This is a genomic window from Pseudomonas sp. 910_23 (genome assembly GCF_052850795.1).
In genome coordinates, this window is record NZ_VXCZ01000007.1 from 240,928 (window position 1) to 261,257 (window position 20,330).

20 protein-coding genes are annotated in these 20,330 nt (G+C 62.2%); 12 read left to right on the forward strand and 8 right to left on the reverse strand.

Going from position 1 to position 20,330, the window contains the following annotated elements:
- Positions 1-41: 41 nt before the first annotated feature.
- Entirely contained in the window at positions 42-872 is an 831-nt protein-coding gene (yghU, locus tag FW800_RS11325; RefSeq protein WP_446437644.1) for a glutathione-dependent disulfide-bond oxidoreductase, read from the forward strand.
- A gap of 60 nt (positions 873-932) precedes the next feature.
- On the opposite strand, the gene FW800_RS11330 is transcribed toward yghU, so the two are convergent.
- From FW800_RS11330 to FW800_RS11340, 3 genes are read right to left on the reverse strand one after another with little or no spacing between them, the layout of a single operon-like run.
- Positions 933-1,859, reverse strand: a complete 927-nt coding sequence (locus tag FW800_RS11330) for a sugar ABC transporter substrate-binding protein (RefSeq protein WP_446437645.1) — start codon at positions 1,857-1,859, stop codon at positions 933-935.
- A gap of 19 nt (positions 1,860-1,878) precedes the next feature.
- Entirely contained in the window at positions 1,879-2,658 is a 780-nt protein-coding gene (locus FW800_RS11335) for a TIM barrel protein (protein WP_446437646.1), read from the reverse strand.
- A complete protein-coding gene (locus FW800_RS11340; RefSeq protein WP_446437647.1) occupies positions 2,655-3,674 on the reverse strand; it encodes a Gfo/Idh/MocA family oxidoreductase in 1,020 nt (339 codons plus the stop codon). Before FW800_RS11340 ends, FW800_RS11335 begins: the two co-directional genes overlap by 4 nt.
- 184 nt (positions 3,675-3,858) lie before the next feature.
- Between FW800_RS11340 and FW800_RS11345 the strand changes: the two genes are divergently transcribed.
- A complete protein-coding gene (locus tag FW800_RS11345) occupies positions 3,859-5,820 on the forward strand; it encodes a sigma-54 interaction domain-containing protein (protein WP_446437648.1) in 1,962 nt (653 codons plus the stop codon).
- A 624-nt stretch (positions 5,821-6,444) separates the two neighbouring features.
- On the opposite strand, the gene FW800_RS11350 is transcribed toward FW800_RS11345, so the two are convergent.
- On the reverse strand, positions 6,445-7,494 hold the full coding sequence (locus tag FW800_RS11350) for a LacI family DNA-binding transcriptional regulator (protein WP_005789483.1): 1,050 nt from the start codon (positions 7,492-7,494) through the stop codon (positions 6,445-6,447).
- A gap of 163 nt (positions 7,495-7,657) precedes the next feature.
- Between FW800_RS11350 and FW800_RS11355 the strand changes: the two genes are divergently transcribed.
- The 5 genes from FW800_RS11355 to FW800_RS11375 are packed head-to-tail and all read left to right on the forward strand — an operon-like array spanning position 7,658 to position 12,104.
- Positions 7,658-8,752 (forward strand): fatty acid desaturase family protein, encoded by a 1,095-nt coding sequence (locus tag FW800_RS11355; protein WP_446437649.1) that lies wholly within the window; start codon positions 7,658-7,660, stop codon positions 8,750-8,752.
- On the forward strand, positions 8,749-9,075 hold the full coding sequence (locus tag FW800_RS11360) for a MocE family 2Fe-2S type ferredoxin (protein ID WP_446437650.1): 327 nt from the start codon (positions 8,749-8,751) through the stop codon (positions 9,073-9,075). Before FW800_RS11355 ends, FW800_RS11360 begins: the two co-directional genes overlap by 4 nt.
- On the forward strand, positions 9,072-10,271 hold the full coding sequence (locus FW800_RS11365) for an NAD(P)/FAD-dependent oxidoreductase (RefSeq protein WP_446437651.1): 1,200 nt from the start codon (positions 9,072-9,074) through the stop codon (positions 10,269-10,271). The genes FW800_RS11360 and FW800_RS11365 overlap by 4 nt, the downstream gene beginning before the upstream one ends.
- Before the next feature lies 1 nt (position 10,272).
- Complete coding sequence (locus FW800_RS11370) at positions 10,273-11,091, forward strand: sugar phosphate isomerase/epimerase family protein (RefSeq protein WP_446437652.1); 819 nt, start codon at positions 10,273-10,275, stop codon at positions 11,089-11,091.
- A 50-nt stretch (positions 11,092-11,141) separates the two neighbouring features.
- Positions 11,142-12,104 (forward strand): Dyp-type peroxidase, encoded by a 963-nt coding sequence (locus tag FW800_RS11375; protein WP_032880448.1) that lies wholly within the window; start codon positions 11,142-11,144, stop codon positions 12,102-12,104.
- On the opposite strand, the gene FW800_RS11380 is transcribed toward FW800_RS11375, so the two are convergent.
- Positions 12,101-12,973 (reverse strand): undecaprenyl-diphosphate phosphatase, encoded by an 873-nt coding sequence (locus tag FW800_RS11380; RefSeq protein ID WP_078821756.1) that lies wholly within the window; start codon positions 12,971-12,973, stop codon positions 12,101-12,103. The two genes, FW800_RS11375 and FW800_RS11380, sit on opposite strands and share 4 nt — an antisense overlap.
- 48 nt (positions 12,974-13,021) lie before the next feature.
- Between FW800_RS11380 and FW800_RS11385 the strand changes: the two genes are divergently transcribed.
- Positions 13,022-13,660, forward strand: a complete 639-nt coding sequence (locus tag FW800_RS11385; RefSeq protein ID WP_078821755.1) for a GNAT family N-acetyltransferase — start codon at positions 13,022-13,024, stop codon at positions 13,658-13,660.
- Positions 13,661-14,129: 469 nt separating this feature from the next.
- Here the strand turns inward: FW800_RS11385 and FW800_RS11390 are convergent, their stop codons facing one another.
- On the reverse strand, positions 14,130-15,068 hold the full coding sequence (locus FW800_RS11390) for a GlxA family transcriptional regulator (protein WP_032880454.1): 939 nt from the start codon (positions 15,066-15,068) through the stop codon (positions 14,130-14,132).
- Positions 15,069-15,241: 173 nt separating this feature from the next.
- On the opposite strand from FW800_RS11390, the gene FW800_RS11395 reads away from it, so the two are divergent.
- The 3 genes from FW800_RS11395 to FW800_RS11405 all read left to right on the forward strand — a co-directional run bounded on the left by FW800_RS11395 (position 15,242) and on the right by FW800_RS11405 (position 17,754).
- On the forward strand, positions 15,242-15,871 hold the full coding sequence (locus FW800_RS11395; protein WP_446437653.1) for a TetR/AcrR family transcriptional regulator: 630 nt from the start codon (positions 15,242-15,244) through the stop codon (positions 15,869-15,871).
- Positions 15,868-16,545: a type 1 glutamine amidotransferase domain-containing protein gene (locus FW800_RS11400; RefSeq protein WP_032880459.1), complete on the forward strand. Its 678-nt coding sequence runs from the start codon at positions 15,868-15,870 to the stop codon at positions 16,543-16,545. Before FW800_RS11395 ends, FW800_RS11400 begins: the two co-directional genes overlap by 4 nt.
- A 78-nt stretch (positions 16,546-16,623) precedes the next feature.
- Positions 16,624-17,754, forward strand: coding sequence for an alkene reductase (locus tag FW800_RS11405; protein WP_446437654.1), 1,131 nt, complete (start codon positions 16,624-16,626; stop codon positions 17,752-17,754).
- A gap of 71 nt (positions 17,755-17,825) precedes the next feature.
- On the opposite strand, the gene FW800_RS11410 is transcribed toward FW800_RS11405, so the two are convergent.
- Entirely contained in the window at positions 17,826-18,824 is a 999-nt protein-coding gene (locus FW800_RS11410; RefSeq protein WP_446437655.1) for an NAD(P)H-quinone oxidoreductase, read from the reverse strand.
- Between the two features lie 196 nt (positions 18,825-19,020).
- On the opposite strand from FW800_RS11410, the gene FW800_RS11415 reads away from it, so the two are divergent.
- Entirely contained in the window at positions 19,021-19,407 is a 387-nt protein-coding gene (locus FW800_RS11415) for a DoxX family protein (RefSeq protein ID WP_032880465.1), read from the forward strand.
- A gap of 54 nt (positions 19,408-19,461) precedes the next feature.
- Here FW800_RS11415 and FW800_RS11420 read toward each other — a convergent pair whose 3' ends face one another.
- Positions 19,462-20,280: an alpha/beta fold hydrolase gene (locus FW800_RS11420; protein WP_032880467.1), complete on the reverse strand. Its 819-nt coding sequence runs from the start codon at positions 20,278-20,280 to the stop codon at positions 19,462-19,464.
- Positions 20,281-20,330: the final 50 nt, after the last annotated feature.

A 20,330-nucleotide genomic window follows, 5' to 3' on the forward strand; every position in this document is an offset into this window, starting at 1 on the left:
CTGGAACGCTTCGTTTATCGCAATCCCTGAGGAGCAGTGGCATGGCTGATTATGTACCCCCAAAGGTCTGGACCTGGGACACCGAAAGCGGCGGCACCTTTGCCAGTATCAACCGGCCCATCGCCGGTGCTACCCACGAAAAGGCGCTGCCAGTAGGCAAGCACCCATTGCAGCTGTACTCCCTGGCTACGCCCAATGGCCAAAAGGTCACGATTCTGCTTGAGGAATTGCTGGCGCTGGGGCACACCGGTGCCGAATACGACGCCTGGCTGATCAAGATCGGTGACGGCGACCAGTTCGGCAGTGGCTTTGTGGGGGTAAACCCGAACTCGAAGATTCCGGCGCTGATGGACCAGAGTGGCGCCACGCCGATTCGGGTGTTCGAGTCCGGCGCGATCCTGCAATACCTGGCCGAGAAATTCGGCGCGTTCTTGCCCAGCGAGCCTGCGGCCCGGGCTGAATGCCTGTCGTGGTTGTTCTGGCAGATGGGCAGCGCGCCTTACCTGGGCGGAGGTTTCGGACATTTCTATGCCTATGCGCCGAGCAAGATGGAGTACCCGATCAACCGCTTTGCCATGGAAGCCAAGCGCCAACTGGATGTGCTGGACAAGCGCCTGGCGGTGAGCGAGTACATCGCCGGCGATGAGTACACCATTGCCGATATCGCCATCTGGCCCTGGTACGGCGGGCTGGTCAAGGGCCGCTTGTATGGCGACTCGGCGGAGTTTCTCTCGGTGCATGAGTACACGCACGTGCAGCGCTGGGCTGACGCGATTGACGCACGGCCGGCGGTGCAGCGCGGGCGACGGGTGAACAGGGTGTCGGGTGAGGAGCAGCTGCCCGAACGGCATGACGCGAGTGACCTGGACTGATTCAGAGCCAGTGTGGGAGGGGGCTTGCTCCCTCCCACGCTGGCTCTCCTTGTCTTCGGTTTATTTGTAGCGCTGTTCGAATGCCGCCACCTGCTCAGGCTTGATCAGTTCAAACGGCACCCACACTTCGGCTTCAATCGGTTCGCCCTTGATCAATTTGATCGCCGCTTGCACCGCCTGGGTGGCCTGGGCCTTGGGGTCCTGGAACACTGACGCAGCAAGCAGCCCTCGCTTGATGGCCGCCAGGCCGTCGGGCAAGCCGTCGATGCCGACGATCGCAATCTCGCCCTTGGCCTTGCCCGCTTGCTGCAATGCCATGGCCGCACCGATTGCCATTTCATCGTTGTTGGCCACGATCGCATCGAACTGCGTACCTGCCAGCAGCCAGTTGCTGGTCAGGTCCATGCCTTTGTTGCGTTGCCACTCGGCGCTTTGCTGTTCAACGATCTTGATACCGGGAAAGTCCTTGAGCACCTGCCTGGCGCCCTCGGTGCGGTCGTGGGTGGCGTTCTGCGCAAGGTCGCCCATGATGATCGCCACGTTGCCCTGGCCGCCGAGTTTTTCCGCGAGGTAGCGCATCTGCAATTGCCCAGCCTCGATGTCGTTGGACGCCACCGTAACCACGCCCTTTGGCAGCGTGCGTTCATCCGGGTGGCGGTTGACGTACACCAGTGGCGTCTTGGCCGCCACGGCGGCGCGGGTGATGTTGGCAGTGGCAGCCGTGTCGACCGGCAGCACGATCACCGCGTCAACTTTCTGGTTGAGAAACCCCTCTACTTGATTGAGCTGGCGCACCACATCGCCCTGGGCGTCTTCGAACTGGATCTGCACGTCCTGCTGTTTCGCCGCAGCCTCCAGGCCGCTACGCACATAGGTCATGAAGTTATCGTCAACCCGGGCAATGCTCACGCCGATGCGATAGGCGGCGAAGGTCCATTGGCTGAACAGCAACAGCAGCGCGGCCACTAGCAATGAATAACGATGCATAAGTGTGTTCCTTTTATTGTTATAGGGTGAATGCCTGGCGGAAGCGCTCCAGGGCCACTTCGCTGGTGCCGCTGGCCCAGCCCTCCAGGCCGACCACGCCGGTGTAGCCCATGGCGTACAGCGCACGGGCAATCGCCGGGTAGTGGATTTCGCCAGTGCCGGGCTCCTTGCGCCCGGGCACGTCGGCCACCTGGATTTCACCAATGGCGCTGCCAGCGCGCTGGATCAATTCGATCAGGTTTCCTTCGCCGATCTGCGCGTGGTAAAGGTCCAGGTTCATCTTCAGGTGCGGGCTGCCCACGGCTTCGATCAGCGCAAGGGTCTCGTCGGCGCGGGCGAACGGCGTGCCGGGGTGATCGACGGCGGTGTTGAGGTTTTCCAGCAGGAACACGCGGCCGGCGTCATCCCCCAGGCGCGCGATTCTTTCCAGGGTCTTGCAGGCGCTCAGCCACATGCGTCCGGTGGTCCGGCTGACCGGCTGCACCGGCAAGCCGCCGTCGCCCAGGCCGGTGCCGTGCAGGTTGAGGCTGGGGCAATTGAGGCGCTCGGCGATGCCCAGGGATTCGCGGGCGCTGTCGAGCAGTTGGCGGCTGCCTTCGGGGTCGGTGAGGGTGCCGCTGATGTAGCCGGTCATCGAGGTGAAGTTCGCGCCGGTCGCGGCCAGGGCGTCGATGTCCTTGTCGGTCCAGCTCCAGATTTCGGCGCTGAACCCCAGGGCGTGGATACGTTTGACCCGTTCGATGAAGGGCAGGTCGAGAAACACCATCTCGGCGCTGACGGCCAATTTGAACGGCATCATGGGCGCGCCCCTTGCACGGCCACGGCCTTGCCGGTTTCGTACGACTCAATGCAGGCGCGGGCAATTGCCAGGGCTGCGCGCGCATCCTCACCGCTGGCCAAGGGCTTGGCGCCGCTGCGCAGGCAGTCGACGAAGTGGTTGAGTTCGGCAATGTAGGCGTCGCGCAGCAGGTCGGTGTCCATCCGCTGAGTGTCGGCCTGGATGCCTTCGGCCAGGTAGCGCACTAGGTCGCAGTCATTGAGGCTGCCCATGCTCAGCATGCCTTGGCTGCCGAACACCTCACCGCGCACATCGTAGCCATACACCGCCTGGAAGTTGGCCTCGGCGGTGGCGATGGCGCCGTTGTCGAAGCGGATCGTGACCACGGCGGTATCGAGCAAGCCTTGGCTTTTGTACGCTGGGGCGATCAGCGCGTCGGCCATCACATATACCTGCACCGCTTCGGCGCCGGGGTTGAGGTAGCGCAGCGTGTCGAAGTCGTGGATCAGGGTCTCCAGGAAGATCACCCATTGTGGTGAAGCGCCAGGGTTGTTCAGCGCCGGGTCGCGGGTCAACGAGCGCAGTAACTGCGGCGTGCCGATGCGGCCGGCGGCGACATCGAGGTGGGCGGTACGGAAGCTCTTGGCGAAACGCCGATTGAAACCGACCTGCAACGGCACGCGGGCGTCGGCGGCAGCGGCGATGGCGCGATCGGCTTCATCCAGGGTGATCGCCATGGGTTTTTCGCAAAAGATACCTTTGCCGGCGCGGGCCGCGCTGATCACCAGTTCGGCGTGGCTGCGGGCGGGGGCGGCAATGAGTACGCCGTCGATCTCTGGGTCGTCCAACAGCTGTTGCGGGTCGGTGTAGACCTTGTCCACCCCCAGCTCTGCTGCCAGGCGTGCGGCCTGGCCTGGGGTAGGATCGGCGATGGCGGCGAGGCAGGCACCGGGGATGTGGCGCGCCGCCGTAAGGCCGTGGAAGCTGCCCATGCGACCGGCACCGATCAAGCCCAGGCGGATATTCTGTGTACTCATGAAGTGACCCCTTTTTATTGTTGGCCCGCAGGACAGTCCTGGCTGGCATAGAGGTAAGAGCAAGGGGTGTGCCAACTCATAACTAACTGATTTTTAATATGTTATTAAAATCAGTAAACAAAATGTGTTCATTCAGATGACATGTCTATACTGACATGTCAAAAATATGAACATGGATGCCTTGATGAGCCTCACATTCAGCGTGCAAGACCTCGAATACCTCACGGCCCTTGGACCTGATGCGCTGAATGACGGACCCGTCGCTGCGTTGGAGCAGGGCTGGCGAGCGTGTCTGTCCGGCCAGGTCGAACGCCCGGCCGAGGTGCGCCAGGTCATCTGGGATTCGTGGCGGCGCAGTCTCGAGGCAAGGATCGATCCCGGTCACAGCCACTACCGTTTCGTTGCCGCCCAAACGCTGGCGGCAACCCTGGCCAATCACCGCGTACTGATCGCCGCCGCCGCGCAAGTCATGCACGGCTTGCTGGCCTATAACCCTCGCGGCCATATCAACCTTACCGATGCCGAGGGCACCACCCTGTATTTCTGTGGGCTGGATATCACCCCGGTGGGCAGTCGCCTGTTGGAATCGGTACAGGGCACCAACTGCACCGGGCTGGCGCTGGCCGAAGATCGCCTGATGTACGTGTTGGCCGAGGAGAACTTCGCCGGCGCCCTGCGCCAGCGCCGCATGCACTGCGCCGCTGCGCCGATCAAGGATGCCCAGGGCCTGACATTGGCCATGCTCACGCTGACCGCCGAGCCCGGCTGGTTTCATTTCCATACCCTGGGCACCGTCCAGGCGGCAGCCGAAGCGGTGTCGCGGCAGATGGCGCTGCAGGTGTTGCTGGAAGAACAACAAGCGGTGCTCGAAGTGCTGAACGAAGGCTTGGTGGTGCTGGATGAGCGCGGCTGCATCAAGGCGCTCAACCGTTATGCGCGGCAGTTGTTCGGGGTGGGGCTGGAGCTGATCGGCAGTCCGTTCCAGCGCCTGGGGCGCAGTGAGTTGAGCGACGCGCTGGGTGAGCCGGTGCGTGACCTCGATTGCACCTTTGAGCTGCACGACCGCAGCCAGCTCGCCTGCCTGGTCTCGGTATGCCCGCTGGAGCAGGGCGGGGTGATCGTGTCGGTGCGCGAAAACCGCCGCATCCGCGAAATCACCCGGCGCCTTATCGGTACCCAGGCGCGCTATACCTTCGACACCATCCAGGGCACCTCACGGGCGATCCAGGACGCGCTGCACCTGGGGCGCATTGCCAGTCGCGGCGACGCCACCACCTTGGTCCTCGGCGAAAGCGGCACCGGCAAGGAGCTGTTTGCCCAGGCCATTCATAACGCCAGCGAGCGTTGCAACGGCCCGTTCGTGGCGGTCAACTGCGGCGCCATCCCCCGGGACTTGGTGCAGAGCGAACTGTTTGGGCATGTCGAAGGCGCGTTCACCGGCTCGGCGCGAGGTGGGTCGGCGGGCAAGTTTGAATTGGCCGATGGCGGCACCATCTTCCTGGATGAAATTGGCGACATGTCCTTCGATGCCCAGGTCAGCCTGTTGCGGGTGTTGCAGGAGGGGGAAGTGACGCGCGTGGGCGCGAAAAATTCGCGGCCAGTGAACGTGCGCATCATCGCCGCCACCCATCGCAACTTGAGCCAGGCAGTGGCCGAAGGTGCGTTCCGTGAGGATCTCTATTACCGCCTCAATGTGTTGAACCTCACGGTGCCACCCTTGCGTATGCGCCGCGACGATATCCCGCTGCTGGCACGGCATTTCCTGCAGCGCTGTGCGCGTTCGTTGCGTAAACCGGTGCAGGGTTTTTCGCCGGATGCATTGGCCCTGCTGTCAGCCCATGGCTGGCCGGGCAATGTGCGTGAACTGGAAAACGCCATTGAACGGGCGACCAACCTGGCGATGGGCGAGTTGATCCAGCCGGCTGACTTGCCGCTGGAAACCCAGCAACGGGCGACACTGCGCCTTTACCAGCCCCAGCCCGCTCAGGATCTGAGCAGCCATGAACTGCACGCCATCGTCGCTGCGCTGAAAAACACGGGTGGCAACATTCGCCTGGCGGCCCGGCAACTCAACGTGTCGCGGGGTGGGCTGTACAACAAGATGGGTCGGTTTGGCTTGGATGCAGGGGATTTTCGCGGGCGGTGAATGATTGCCCGTGTGCAGATTAAATGTGGGAGGGGGCTTGCTCCCGATGGCGACCTGACAGTCGACCGCTAACTAAGGGATGCCCCGCGATCCAAATGTGGGAGGGGCGGTGCGACGATTCGACTTGCCCCCGATGGCGGCCTGACAGCCGACCAGGATGTTGGATCAGACCGAGTACATATCCATTCCTGCGGTAACGGCTACTTAGGGTTCCGCTCTTACAGCGGCTCACTTTTGGAAGGACCGGAATGCCGGCCCAGCCAAAAGTAAGCAAAAGGTCCTCGCCCCACCACTCGGCACCTCGCTTAGGCTCGGTGTGCCCGTAATCCGACAGGGATTTGGGGGGCCGCCGCCACGCGCCATCCATGGCGCGGGGCGGCTAAACCGGCATCCCTGCCGGTTTACCCCCCAAATCCCTGTCGAATTCCGGCCAGCGTGGTTTAACGGGGCGCCTGAGATCAAAAGCAGATCGAGATCAAGAGCGGCTCGCTGCGCATCGTGGTTACCGCTGATTGCTAGAGCGTTGTGTAGATACCCATGCCCCGATAGCGCTGGGTCAGCCTCTGAGTTTTTGACGGGGCGCAGTTGAATCGTCGCACCGCCCCGCATTGTCCTCTCCATGTCTCAGGTGCCCATGTTTTCCGGGGTCACTATCTGCGGTGGTATATGCACCCGATGCCGCACAGGATCGAAGCCTTCGTCATTCAGCAACTGCACCAGCAGTTGCACCAGCGCCGCCGCCGTCTGCCGCGGCTGCGAGTCCATTACCACATCGATCAAGCCGCGGCTCAACGCCTGGCGTGACAGTTCGGTCGACTCCTGCAGAATGCAACACAGCGCCGGGCGCTTGGGCAGTTGCGCCAGGGCGTTGATCACGCCGTCACCGCCGCCGCCCACCACGCACAGGCCGCGCAGGTCGGTGTGGCGGGCGAGCAGGTCGAGGGTGGCTTCCTCGGTGATGTCGCAGTTATCCAGGTTGATCAGCGGCTCCAACGGCTTGAGGCCCGGCGCGTGTTCGGCCAGGTAGCTGTGCAAGCCCTTGACCCGTGCCTGGTGCCCGAGAAAACGATGGCCGCCAAGTAAAATGCCAACGCTGCCTTTGCGTGCGCCGCAGGTGTGTGCCAGCAGCCAGCCCATGGTGCGCCCGACCACGTGGTTGTCCTGGCCCACATAGGGTTCGAGGGCCTGCTCATGGATATCCGACAGCAGCGCAACCACTGGTACGCCGGCTTCACGAATCTGCGCCAGGCAGGCGTTGATCAGCGGATGGGCGAAGCTGACCACCGCCAGGGCGTCGCACTGCACCGCCAGTTGCTCGATCTGCGCGACGATGGCATTCGGTGAACGGTCGTTGATGTAGTCGAACTGGCAGCTCAGGTTGGCGGTGGCGTGATGCTGCGCTGCATCGCTTATTGACTGGGCGAGGTTGGCATAGAAGGCCTGGGCGGTGCCCAGCAACAGCACGCCGAAACGGTAGGTGGGCCGCCGTTCGCGGATGCGCTGGCCGATCAGTCGTGCAGCGAAATAACCCACGGCTTCGGCGGCCTGGAACACCTGTTCGGCCGTGCCCGGGTTGACCGGGGCGCGGGCGTTCAATACCCGGTCGACGGTGGCCACGCTAAGCCCCGCGTGGGCGGCGACGGTGGCGATGGTTGGGCGTTTATGGTTGTGCATTGGCAGGCCCCTTGAGCGTCTTGATAGAAAACTATCAAGCCCCGCTGGGCCTGGATGATAGCTTGATAGGGAATGGATTCAAGGCCTTGAGGGTGATTTGGCTGCGCTCTATGGTTGGTTCCGCAAAGCACCTGAAACCCTACGCTTGCGGAGAACAATAACAATGCCTGAACACACCGCTTACCGCGCCCGGCGCGACTACAGCCTCACCGGGCCCGAAGCGGCCCGTGCCGCCGAAAAGGGTCTGGTCTCGGCCAACTGGTACCAGTCACCCATCTCGCGCAAACGCATGAAAGACCTGATGCAACGCCGCGATGGCCCGGCCTTGCTCGACACGGCCATCTGGGCTGCGACGCTGTTGGCCACAGGCTTTGGCGGCTATTGGTTCTGGGGCTCCTGGGCCTGCGTACCGTTTTTTCTCGCCTATGGTGTGCTCTACGGAACGGCGTCCAACCCGCGCTGGCACGAAACCGGCCACGGCACTGCGTTCAAGACCCGCTGGATGAACGATGCGTTGTACCAGGTGGCGAGCTTCATGTGCCTGTTCGAACCTCACGTGTGGCGCTGGAGCCATGCCCGTCATCACACCGACACCATCGTCGTCGGCCGCGACCCGGAGATCGTCGAGCCGCGCCCGCCGAGCCTGTGGATGATGGCCCTCAGCCTGTTCAACCTGCCCCTGGCCTGGAAGACCTTCAGCGGCGTGGCCCGCCATGCGCTTGGGCGGATGAGTGCGCAAGAACAAGACTTCATCCCTGAATCCGAATGGCCCAAGGTATTCCGTGCCGCACGTATATGGATTGGGATTTATGCGCTGATCATCGGCGCCGCGTTGTACCTGCACAGCTGGCTACCGCTGATGCTGGTGGGCTTGCCCAGTCTCTATGGTGCCTGGCTCGGCTACCTGTTCGGCCTCAGCCAGCATGTGGGCCTGGCCGAAGATGTGCTCGACCATCGCAGTAACTGCCGCACCATCTACATGAACCGGGTGCTGCGCTTTATCTACATGAACATGAACTACCACCTCGAACACCACATGTACCCGATGGTGCCTTACCACGCGCTCAGTCAACTGCACGAAGAGATCCGCAGCGACTGCCCACCGCCGTATGCCAACCTGTGGGAGGCCTACCAGGAAATCATTCCGACTATTTGGCGCCAGCGCAGCGATCCCAGCTATTTCGTCCAACGCCCGACCCGTGGCGAGGGAGCTTGCTCGCCCCACAGTAAAAGCCAGTCATTGGAGATAAATGCATGAACGATCAATGGATCGACGTCTGCGCCGTGGGCGAAATAGAAGCAGAAGACGTGCTGCGCTTCGACCACGGTATTCACACCTACGCGGTGTACCGCTCGGCCGAGGATGAACTCTTCGCCACCGCCGGCCTGTGCACCCACGAGAAAATCCACCTGGCGGACGGCCTGGTGATGGACCATGTGATCGAGTGCCCAAAGCACAACGGGCGCTTCGATTACCGTTCCGGCCAAGCCCTGGGCGCGCCGGTGTGCGTCAACCTCAAGACCTACCCGGTGCGGGTCGAAGCGGGGCGGGTACTGCTCGCCGTCACGGCCGAAATATGAGCCAAGCCCTGATCATCGTTGGCGCCGGTCACGCCGGTGGCCGTGCGGCACTGACCTTGCGCGAAGAAGGCTACACCGGGAGCCTGATCCTGATTGGTGATGAAGCGCACTTGCCCTATGAACGGCCACCGCTTTCCAAGGCTGTGCTGCAAGGCTCGACGGACCTGGCCGGATGCAGCCTGTGCGACAGCACACGGCTGGCAGCGCTGGGCATCGAGCATATCGCCGGCAACCCGGTGAGCCGCCTGGACCCGCAGCAACACCGGCTGCAACTGGCCGACGGCCAATGGTTGACCTATACCGGTTTGTTGCTGGCTACCGGTGGCCGGGCCCGACGCTTGCCCGAGGCGCAGCCCCCTGTGCTTTACCTGCGTACCCACGATGAAGCCTTGGCCCTGCGTGATAGGTTACGTCCCGGCACCCGCCTGGTCGTGGTCGGCGGTGGTTTTATTGGCCTGGAGGTGGCGGCGACCGCACGGGGGCTGGGGTGTGAGGTCACGCTGCTTGAAGCCGGGCCACGCTTGGCGAGCCGGGTGTTGCCGGCGCCGATCAGTGCGGCGCTGCTGGCGCTGCATCGTGAGCAAGGTGTGGACGTACGTTTGAACGTCGCCCTCGAATGCATCCACGCCGACGCCGTACAACTGGTCGATGGGCAACGGCTGCCCTGTGACCTGGTGGTGGCGGGCATTGGCATGCAACCCAATGTCGAGCTGGCGGCGGCAGCAGGACTGGAAGTCGGGCAGGGCATTCGTGTCGACGCGCAATTGCGCACCAGTGCATCGGATATTTATGCGGCAGGGGATGTCTGCGAGTTTCGCCTCGCTGGCGTCTATCAGCGCCAGGAAACCTGGCGCAACGCCGAGGCCCAGGGGCGGCACGCCGCGTTGAACCTGCTGGGGCGAGCACTGCCGTTCGAGACGCTCCCCGGTTTCTGGTCCGACCAATATGACTGGGGTTTGCAGACTGTCGGGGTGATGACTGCACGCACGGTCAGCCGTGCGTTGCCTGGCGCTGGCCTGCTGCTGTTTTACCTCGACGACGATGCCCGGTTGCAAGGCGCGTGCGGCTGGGCACCGGGCAACGGTGCGGCCAGGGACATCAAGTTGTGCGAACGCCTGATTGCCGCGGGCACTGTGCTTAACCCGGGCAGCCTGGCAGATGCCGATGTGTCCCTCAAGCTACTGTTGCGAGGCTGATATGCGTCAACTCCTGGTATTCCAATCGATGTGGGCCATGCAAACCGAGCCTGGCAGCCTCGACATGCAGCTGGACCGCATCGTCGCCGCCGGTTTTGACGGCATCACCGACCATTACTGGACGCCGGCCGCAGTCTCGCGCTTGTACGCTGCCGCCACGGCCAGAGGCTTGCAGATCGAAGGTCAACTGTTCCCGCAATCGGTGGATGATCTGGCCAGGGCATTGGAAGTGATCGGCCGCTACGGTTGTCACCACCTCACCCTGCAAGCCGATGTGCGCCCGCGTACCCAGGCCGAGGCGGTCAGGCTGATCGAAGGCTGGCAGCGCCTGGCCGAACAGGTGGACTTCCCGATCCTGCTGGAAACCCACCGTTATCGACTGACCAACGACCTGCTGTTCACCCTCGACCTGTTGGCACAGATCCCCGACCTGAAACTGCTCGCAGACCTGTCCCACTACGTCGTCGGCCGCGAGTTGCCAGAACCCGGAGCCTTGGAAGACGACGAGCAGATACGCACGATCCTGCGCCATAGCTGGGGCTTTCATGGCCGCATCGCCAGCAGTGAGCAGGTGCAGGTTGGCCTGGATTTTCCTCAGCACCAGCCTTGGGTCGAGCGCTTTACCGGCTGGTGGCGCTATGGGATCGACGACTGGCTGACCCGTGCCGACGCGCCCCAGAGCCTGCCCTTCACCTGCGAACTGGGCCCGCCACCCTATGCGATCACCGATGCAATGGGGCGAGAACTCACTGATCGCTGGGCCGAGGCGCTCAAGATGAAAGCGCTGATTCGCCAGGTGTGGGCCAGTTGTCACGGCTGATCTGCTAACCTGCGTCGGTTCAAACCGACCTTAGTCTATGGATCTGCCTGATGAAAACCTGCCCTGTCCAGCCACCTCTCGAACCGCAGTCCGTGTGCCACCCGATCACCAGCAGCGCGATTTTCATGGTCGCCACCCTGGCCCCCGATGCAGTTGAAAACGTGCGTGCCTGGTGCGCCGACATCGCAGGTCTGGTGCGCTCGGTGGGCAAGCGCGTGCCGTCGGGCAACCTGACCTGCGTCTGCGGGTTTGGCTCGGATGCGTGGGACCGGCTGTTCGGCGCGCCGCGCCCGGCCTCGCTGCATCCGTTCCGCGAATTCGGTGTAGAAGGGCGCAAGGCGGTGTCGACCCCGGGCGATATCCTCCTGCATATCCGCGCCGAGCAGATGGACCTGTGTTTCGAGCTGGCGACCCAATTGATGGCTGCCTTGGGCGATAGCGTCAAGGTGGTGGATGAGGTCCAGGGTTTCCGCTATTTCGATATGCGCAGCATCATCGGTTTTGTCGACGGCACCGAAAACCCGGTAGGGCGCAAGGCCGAAAGATTCACCCTGGTCGGTGACGAAGACCCTCAGTTCGAGGGCGGCAGCTACGTAGTGGTGCAGAAATACCTGCACAACATGAGCGCCTGGAACGGCTTGACGGTAGAAGCCCAGGAGAAGGTAATCGGGCGCACCAAACTGGCAGATATCGAACTGGACGAAGAAACCAAGCCGAGCAACTCCCACAGCGCCTTGACCGTTATCACTGACGAGAACGGTGAGGAAGTGAAGATCCTGCGCGACAACATGCCCTTCGGCCGCCCCGGTGCCGGCGAGTTCGGCACCTATTTCATCGGCTACGCACGCTCGCCGCAGCCTCTGGAGCAGATGCTGGAAAACATGTTCGTTGGCCGCCCGGTCGGCAACTATGACCGCTTGCTCGACTTCAGTACCGCCGTGACTGGCGGCCTGTTTTTCGTGCCCTCGGCCGACCTGCTCGAAGCGCTGGCCGACCGCGAACCGGCGGCTTAACTCAACAACCCGCTGCTGACCGCCACAATCAGGAAGATCCCCAGCAGCGCACGGTAGATCACGAACGGCCAGGTGGAGAAGCGCTCCAGGAACTTCATCAGGCCCCAGATCGCAAAGAACGCCGAGATGCTCGCCACCACCAGGCCGAAGATCAAGTGCGGCCAGGCGTGGGCAGGGAGGTCGGCGCGCAGCAGCACCCACAGTTCTTTCAAACCGGCCAGGGCAATGGCCGGCAGGCCCAGCAGGAAAGAAAAGCGCGCCGCTTCCTCACGTTTGAAATTCAGGAACAGCGCTGCGGTCAGCGTGGAGCCCGAACGCGACACCCCAGGAATCAACGCGCCGATCTGCGCCACCCCCACGATCAGCGCATCGCGCAAGCGCATTTGGCTTACGTCGCGGGTATGGCGGGCGCGCACTTCGGCCAGTGCCAGCAACACCGCCATCACCACGCAGGAAATGCCGATCACCATCAGCCCGCGCAATGGCGAGTTGCATGCATTGAGGGTCGAAGACAGCGCCAACCCGGCAATGCCAATCGGGATAGTCGCCAGCACGATCGCCACCGCCAGTTTGAACCACCGATCGTTATAGTCGCCCCGGCGCACCGCACTGATACTGCCGGTGGTGACCTGGCGCACATCCCGCCAGAAGTAACTGACCACTGCCGCCAGCGCGGCCAATTGCATGGCCGCCGAAAACGCCGAGCCCGGGTCTTGCCAGCCGAGCAGGGCGGGCACCACGCGCATATGGGCGGTGGACGACACCGGCAGCAATTCGGTGATGCCCTGGATTACCCCCAGGATGAAAATTTGCAGGTAATCCAGGGAGGCAAAGCCCACATCCAGGCCGGCGGTACAGACGTTGGTCACAATACGTGTCCTTGAGCGAAAGGTGGAAACCGGCGAAGTTTATTCTAAATGTTTCAGGAATTTGGCCAGGGCAACCGCTATTTGCATTCGGTTCAGCCAATAGAAAGGATTCGACAAGCCATTGGCGTGGCAGGCACTTTTGTGAACAATGGCGCCCTGCGTTTTTCCACCGAGAGCCCCATGCCTGAAACCACCGTTGAATTGATCCAGACCGGCCCTGAAGACGCCGAGCTGATTCGCAATCTGTACCAGTACTACGCCTACGAGTCTTCGGATTGGGAGCAGGAAGATGTCGAGGCCGATGGCCGTTTCTATATCCATGACGAACACCTGGCCCGCTATTGGCAAGACCCGCAGTGGAGCGCCAACCTGTTGCTGGTCGATGGCTATATCGCTGGTTTCCTGTTGATTGAAGGCAGCGAACTGCCGGGCATCGACGCGTTGGAGCTGGCCGACCTGTTCATTCTCAAGCGCTATCGTCGCAAGGGCATCGGCCGTGCCATCGCCAGCCAGGTGCTGTGCAGCGGCGCGGCCAATTGGCTGGTGCGTTTCTATGATCAGGACGAGGTATCCCAGGCATTCTGGCGCACCGTGTTGGATAACCTGCCGCGTCCGGTGCAGATGATTGAACTGGAGGATGAGCCGCAGTTGGTGAGCTATCTGATTACCCGGGCGTCATTGCACTGATGCCCCGTGATTCGAATGTGGGGGCGGTAAATGTGGGAGGGGGCTTGCTCCCGATGGCGGCTTCAGGGCCGACCGGGATGCTGGATCAGACCGAGTACATATCCGTTATTTAGGTCACGGCCACTGTTGGTTCCGCTTTTACAGCGGGTCACTTTGGAAAAGAGCCCCAAAGTAACCAAAGGGCTCTTGCCCCACCACTCGGCACCTCGCCTAGGCTCGGTGTGCCCGTAATCCGCCATGGATTTGGGGGGCCGCCGCCACGCGCCATCCATGGCGCGGGGCGGCTAAACCGGCATCCCTGCCGGTTTACCCCCCAAATCCCTGTCGAATTCCGGCCAGCGTGGTTTGACGGGGCGCCTCAGATCAAAAGCAGAGCAAGATCAAGGTCAAGAGCGGCTCGCTTCGCATCGTGGTTACTAAAGTTGTTAGATACCTATGGTAATCGGGGGCAAGCCCCTCCCACACAGGCCTAGCCTGGATTGAACAGCACCTGCTGCATCGCCTGGGGCGGCTGCCCGAATGCACGGAGGAACGCCTGGCGCATGCGTTCGCGATCACCAAACCCGGTTTCGCGGGCCACTACTTCCACCGGGTGACGGCTGGTTTCCATCATCGCCCGCGCCGCTTCCACCCGCAGGGCTTCGATGGCCTTGGCCGGGGTTTGCCCGGTTTCTTCGCGAAACACTCGGCTGAACTGGCGCGGGCTGAGCCGGGCGACTTCGGCCAAGGCTTCTACCGATAAATCATGGGTTAGGTTTTCACGCGCATAGGCCAGGGCCAGTTGCACGCGGTCGGATTTGGGGTCCAGTTCCAGCAAGGTTGAGAGTTGCGATTGCTCGCTGCCGCGGCGCTGGGCTATCACCAGCTTGCGTGCGATGCGGCGCGCAAGGTCGCTGCCCAAGTCGTTCTCCACCATCGCCAGTGCCAGGTCGACCCCGGCGCTCATGCCGGCACCGGTCCACACCTGGCCGTCCACCACGAACAACTTGTCTTCTTCCAGGCGAATATCCGGGTAGCGCTTGCGAAACGCCGGCGCGTGGATCCAGTGGGTGGTGGTGCGTTTGCCGGCGAGCAGGCCCGCTTCCGCCAGCACAAAGATGCCCATGCATAACGAGGCCACCCGGCGCGACTGTGCCGACGCTGCCTTGACCAGTTCCAGCAGGTTGGCCTCCGGTAGGCGAAACTCCAGATAGCCGCTGACGATCAGAGTGTCATAACCCTCTGGGCGGATGGCGTTGGTATTGACTGAAAAGCCCTGGGAGGTCATCACCGCGCCGCCGCTTTCCGATACCAGGTGAAATTCATAGGCCGGCTCGCCGCGCAGCAGGTTGGCGCACTCGAACACCGAGCCCAGGCTAAGGCTCAACGACTGGAAATTCGGGTAAACCATCAGCGCAACGCTGTGCATTGCATCTCTCCAAGGGGCAGGGGAGAGGGGATTGTCGGCGTGTACCAGGCAAACGGCAACCGACTTTGGCGCATGTCCGGAATCCTTGCGGATATGACATTGTGAGTGGTCGCCTCGCTGCCTAACATGGCCCCAACGAACTAGACGACTGGTCTAATCGCACGGAGGCAAGCATGAGCAACGCAAGCAGCAGTGCACGGCAAGCGATTCTTGAACGTGCGCAATCCATCGTCGGTGCCAAGGGATTTTCCGCGGTGGGCTTGAACGAAATCCTGCACGCCGCACAAGTGCCCAAGGGCTCGTTCTATCACTACTTCAACTCCAAGGATGCGTTTGGCGTGGTGTTGCTCGATACCTATTTCGACCAGTACGTCGAAGGCATGCAGCAGCTGTTGGATCAGCCGGGTTTAACCCATCACGCCAAGTTGATGCGCTATTGGCAAGGCTGGATCGACAACCACACTGGCTGCACCGATACCGACAAGTGCCTGGCCGTCAAGTTGGGGGCTGAAGTCTCCGACCTGTCAGAACCCATGCGATTGGCGTTGCAGCGCGGTACTTCGCGCACCATCGAGTTACTCGCGCTGGCCCTGGAGCGCGGGGTCGAAGACGGTTCGCTCAGGTTCGAGCACGCTCCGCACAGCCTTGCCAAGCGCTTGTATGCGCTATGGTTGGGCACCAGCGTCATGGGCAAGATCACCCGTACCACTGCGCCGTTCTGCGAGGCGCTGCTGCTGACCCAACAGTTGTTGGGCGGCCCTGAAAACCCTGCTACTCACATCGATCGAGGCACTGGAAAATGAAAGTATTAATGGTACTGACCTCTCACGACCAGCTTGGCGATACCGGGCGCAAGACCGGCTTCTGGCTCGAAGAGTTTGCCGCCCCTTATTACGCGTTCAAGGACGCTGGCGCCGATGTGGTGCTGGCTTCCCCGGCCGGCGGCCAGCCGCCGTTGGACCCGAAGAGCGATGAACCGGATGCGCAAACCGAGCAGACAGCGCGCTTCGCCGCAGACCCGGCTGCGCAGCAGGCCCTGGCTACCACGGTGAAGCTGGAAACGGTCAACACCGCCGACTTCGACACCGTGTTCTACCCTGGCGGCCACGGCCCGCTGTGGGACCTGGCGGAGTCGCCGGTGTCCATCGCGTTGATCGAGGCGTTCGAACGGGCCGGCAAACCCATCGGTTTTGTCTGCCATGCACCGGGTGCCTTGCGCCACGTCAAGGCAGTCAACGGTGAGCCGTTGATCAAGGGCCGCCGTGTGACCGGGTTCTCCAACTCTGAGGAAGCCGCGGTGCAATTGACCGATGTTGTGCCGTTCCTGATTGAAGATGAATTCAAAAAACTGGGCGGCAAGTATGAGAAGGGCGCCGACTGGCAATCCTTTGTGATTGTCGATGGCTTGCTGGTCACTGGGCAGAACCCGGGCAGCTCCAGCGAAGTGGCCAAGGCCCTGTTGACACTCAGCGCTTAAGTTAATAAACCGAGGTACGCGCTGGCGACTCCCAGGAGTCGCCAGGGTTTTCGTTCGTTCTGAATTTGGAATATCCCCATGCCTGACTGCATTTTGAACACCCCGATAAAGCTGGGGCATCATCGCTTGAACAATCGCGTTGTGCTGCCGCCGCTGACACGCCAGCGCAGCGCCCAGCCGGGCAATATCGCCACCGACCTGATGGCCGAATATTACCGCCAGCGTGCCAGTGCCGGCTTCATGGTCAGCGAGGGTACGCAGATCGAGCCGCGCGGCCAGGGCTACGCATGGACGCCGGGCATCCATACAACGGCGCAGATCGAGGGTTGGCGCAAGGTCACCGCAGCGGTACATGCCGAGGGTGGGGTGATCTTTGCCCAGCTATGGCACGTGGGGCGGGTGTCCCATAACGCCTTGCAACCTGGCGGCGCTGCACCGGTGGGGCCGTCTGCACTGCCGGCGCTGCAAGCCAAAGCCTTTATTGAAACCGGTCCGGGTGTGGGTGAGCTGGTGCAGCCACCCGTGCCTCGTGCGTTGAGCACGCTGGAAATCGACGAGTTGGTCGGGCACTACGCCCAGGCTGCTCGCAATGCCCTGGACGCCGGGTTCGATGGTGTGGAAATCCATGCGGCCAACGGCTATTTGGTCAACCAGTTCATCTCGGCCCACTCCAACATCCGTGAGGATGAGTACGGCGGTTCGCTGGACAATCGCCTGCGCTTGCTGCGCGAGATTGTCGAGGCGGTGTGCAAGGTGGTGGGGCCGCAGCGCCTGGGCGTGCGCTTTTCGCCGCTGTTCAGCGGTACCGATCAGGATCGGGTCTACATTGGCCTGGTGGAAGAGGACCCGCACCGTACCTATATCGAAGCGATCAAAGTGCTGGAGGCGTCGGGCATCGCCTATGTTTCCATCGCCGAAGCCGACTGGGATAACGCGCCGGACCTGCCTGAAACATTCCGCCAGGCCGTGCGCCGCACCTTCAGCGGCAGGATCATCTACGCCGGCCGCTACAGCGCCGAGCGCGGTACACGGCTGGTAGAGGCAGGGCTGGCGGACCTGATCGCCTTCGGACGGCCGTTCATTGCCAACCCAGACCTGCCCCAGCGGATTTTCAATGGCTGGCCATTGAATGCGTTGAAGGCAGAGGGCTTGTATGGGGGGACTCAGGCGGGGTATGTGGATTATCCGGTGTATGCCGAACCGGAGTGACACACGCCCCTCCCACATTTGTGCCGAGTACCGTCAAACTTGGCCGGTCGCCAAGGATTGAGGAAAGCGCCTCACTCCACCCGCAACACAATCTTGCCAATGTGATCCCCACCTTCCATGCGCGCATGGGCCTGGGCGGCGTCGGTGTATGCATAGACCTTGTCGATGATCGGCAGGCAGCGCCCGGCGCTGAGCACCGGCCACACGTAGTCGCGTAGCTGTTCGGCAATCGCGGCCTTTTCTTCGCGGGTGCGGGCGCGCAGCATGGAGCCGGTGATCACCGCGCGTTTGGCGAGGATGGTCAGCAGGTCGACGTCATGAGCCTTGCCGCCACCGAGGAAGCCGAGCATCACCAGGTGACCGTCCATGCCCAGGGCCTTGAGGTTGTTGTTCAGGTACGAGGCACCCATGATGTCGAGAATCACATCGACGCCTTTGCCATCGGTCTGTTGGGCAATGACCTCGGCAAACTCCTGTTCGCGGTAGTTGATCGGTTCGGCGCCCAGCTTGGCAATCGCGGCACATTTGTCTGCGCTGCCGGCGGTGGCGAATGCCTGGATACCGAACTCCTGGCAGAGCATCAATGCGGTGGTGCCGATGCCGCTGGTGCCGCCGTGGATCAAGGCGCGCTGGCCTTTATGGGCACCGCCGAGGCCGAACAGGTTGGCCCAGACCGTGAAGAAGGTTTCCGGCACGGCGGCGGCCTGAATCCAGTCCATGCCCGCCGGGACCGGCAGCGCCTGGCTGGCCGGCACCGCACAAAACTGCGCATAGCCACCGCCATTGGTCAGGGCACACACCTTGTCGCCCAGGCTGTATTCAGTCACGCCAGTGCCCAGCGCCACCACTTCACCGGCCACTTCCAGCCCGGGAATCGGGCTCATGCCGGGTTTCATCGGGTATTTGCCGGCGCGTTGCAGCGCGTCTGGGCGGTTGACCCCGGCGGCGTGCACGCGAATCAGAATCTCGCCTGGCCCGGCCACTGGCACGTCGGCGCGCCGTGGCTGCAAGACGTCGGGGCCGCCAGGCGTGGTGATTTCGATCAGGGTCATTTCTTGGGGGAGCGTCATGGAAAAGTTCCTGTAGCGATGAGCGTATGGGTTGGGACCGTAGCGCGGGGTCGGCAGTTCAGCAAGATCATGCCGGGTTCTTTCGGCAATGCAACGGCCTGGGGCAACAGCAGGATTTCAGCACAAGCCTGCAAGTGCGTCGGCGCGGCTTTGGACACACTGGCCGTCGATCATTATTGACGGACACAGGTGGCGTATGAACGAAGCGAGAAATCAGGATACCGGACTGTTGTTCCTGCGGGTCAGCGGGGCGGTGTTCCTGCTGTGTGTGCATGGGTTGCCCAAGCTGCTCAACTACGGCGAACAGTTGAAGCTGATCGAAGACCCGTTTCACCTGGGGGGCCAGGTTACCTTGCTGCTGGCGATCTTTGCCGAGGTGCTGTGCCCATTGCTGATCATTGCGGGCGTGCTGGTGCGCCTGGCGTGCGTGCCGATCCTGGCGGTGCTGGTCATCGCTTTGCTGGTGGTGCATCCAGAGTGGACGCTGTGGGAGGGGCAGTTCGGCTGGCTGCTGTTGATCATCTTTACCAGCATCCTCATTGCCGGGCCGGGGCGGCTGGTAGTGGTTCAGCGCTTTGCCTGAGCAAAAAAAGGCCGGGCGAACCCGGCCAAACAAGCAGAGGAGGTTGCAAGCGGTTCAGCGGCTGAGGAACGCCAACAGGTCTTCATTGAGCTGCTGGGTGTGGGTCGCGGCAAACCCGTGGGGTGCATCCTTGTAGACCTTCAGTTGCGCGCCGTTGATCATTTCGGCAGCCACCTTGCCGGTGGTTTCGAACGGCACGATCTGGTCGCCGTCGCCATGGATCACCAGGGTCGGCACGTCGATTTTGGCCATGTCCGGGCGGAAGTCGGTTTCGGAGAAGGCGCTGACGCAATCCACGGTCGACTTGAGCGAGGCAAGCATCGCGATCTGCAGGGTCTGGCTGAGCACACCCTCCGAGACTTGCTGGCCCTTGTTGATACCGAAGAACGGCGTATTGAAATCGCTGATGAATTGGGCGCGATCCTTCAACAGGCCGGCCTTGATGCCATCGAACACCTCGGTGGGGACGCCTTGGGGATAGTCGGGTTGCTGGCCGAAGACCGGCGTCACGGCACCCAGCAACACCAGGCCGGCGACACGAGCGCTGCCATGGCGGGCGATGTAGCGGGCCACATCACCGCCACCCATGGAAAAGCCCACCAGGGTCACGTCCTTCAAGTCCAGGTGTTCGATCAACTGCGCGATGTCGTCAGCGAAGGTGTCGTAGTCGTTACCGGTCCAGGGTTGGTCCGAGCGGCCAAAGCCACGGCGGTCGAACGCGATAGTGCGAAAGCCGCGGCTGCTCAGGTACTCCATCTGGTATTCCCACATGTCGGCATCCAGCGGCCAGCCGTGGCTGAACAGCACGGGCTTGCCGCTGCCCCAGTCCTTGAAGTAGATCTGGGTACCGTCTTTGGCAACGAAGGTGCTCATCTGAATCTCCTTGCTTGAGTTAAAAAAGCGCTGAAAAAACCGTATCACTA

Excerpts from the sequence above, each read along its gene's own strand:
- FW800_RS11400 (WP_032880459.1), top strand. The coding sequence starts at position 15,868 with ATGAAAGTATTAATGGTACTGACCTCTCACGACCAGCTTGGCGATACC.
- FW800_RS11360 (WP_446437650.1), top strand. The coding sequence starts at position 8,749 with ATGAACGATCAATGGATCGACGTCTGCGCCGTGGGCGAAATAGAAGCA.
- FW800_RS11370 (WP_446437652.1), top strand. The coding sequence starts at position 10,273 with ATGCGTCAACTCCTGGTATTCCAATCGATGTGGGCCATGCAAACCGAG.
- FW800_RS11395 (WP_446437653.1), top strand. The coding sequence starts at position 15,242 with ATGAGCAACGCAAGCAGCAGTGCACGGCAAGCGATTCTTGAACGTGCG.
- FW800_RS11375 (WP_032880448.1), top strand. The coding sequence starts at position 11,142 with ATGAAAACCTGCCCTGTCCAGCCACCTCTCGAACCGCAGTCCGTGTGC.
- FW800_RS11330 (WP_446437645.1), bottom strand. The coding sequence starts at position 1,859 with ATGCATCGTTATTCATTGCTAGTGGCCGCGCTGCTGTTGCTGTTCAGC.
- FW800_RS11415 (WP_032880465.1), top strand. The coding sequence starts at position 19,021 with ATGAACGAAGCGAGAAATCAGGATACCGGACTGTTGTTCCTGCGGGTC.
- FW800_RS11355 (WP_446437649.1), top strand. The coding sequence starts at position 7,658 with ATGCCTGAACACACCGCTTACCGCGCCCGGCGCGACTACAGCCTCACC.
- FW800_RS11365 (WP_446437651.1), top strand. The coding sequence starts at position 9,072 with ATGAGCCAAGCCCTGATCATCGTTGGCGCCGGTCACGCCGGTGGCCGT.
- FW800_RS11350 (WP_005789483.1), bottom strand. The coding sequence starts at position 7,494 with ATGCACAACCATAAACGCCCAACCATCGCCACCGTCGCCGCCCACGCG.
- FW800_RS11410 (WP_446437655.1), bottom strand. The coding sequence starts at position 18,824 with ATGACGCTCCCCCAAGAAATGACCCTGATCGAAATCACCACGCCTGGC.
- FW800_RS11345 (WP_446437648.1), top strand. The coding sequence starts at position 3,859 with ATGAGCCTCACATTCAGCGTGCAAGACCTCGAATACCTCACGGCCCTT.
- FW800_RS11385 (WP_078821755.1), top strand. The coding sequence starts at position 13,022 with ATGTTTCAGGAATTTGGCCAGGGCAACCGCTATTTGCATTCGGTTCAG.
- FW800_RS11340 (WP_446437647.1), bottom strand. The coding sequence starts at position 3,674 with ATGAGTACACAGAATATCCGCCTGGGCTTGATCGGTGCCGGTCGCATG.
- FW800_RS11390 (WP_032880454.1), bottom strand. The coding sequence starts at position 15,068 with ATGCACAGCGTTGCGCTGATGGTTTACCCGAATTTCCAGTCGTTGAGC.
- FW800_RS11335 (WP_446437646.1), bottom strand. The coding sequence starts at position 2,658 with ATGATGCCGTTCAAATTGGCCGTCAGCGCCGAGATGGTGTTTCTCGAC.
- FW800_RS11420 (WP_032880467.1), bottom strand. The coding sequence starts at position 20,280 with ATGAGCACCTTCGTTGCCAAAGACGGTACCCAGATCTACTTCAAGGAC.
- FW800_RS11405 (WP_446437654.1), top strand. The coding sequence starts at position 16,624 with ATGCCTGACTGCATTTTGAACACCCCGATAAAGCTGGGGCATCATCGC.
- yghU (WP_446437644.1), top strand. The coding sequence starts at position 42 with ATGGCTGATTATGTACCCCCAAAGGTCTGGACCTGGGACACCGAAAGC.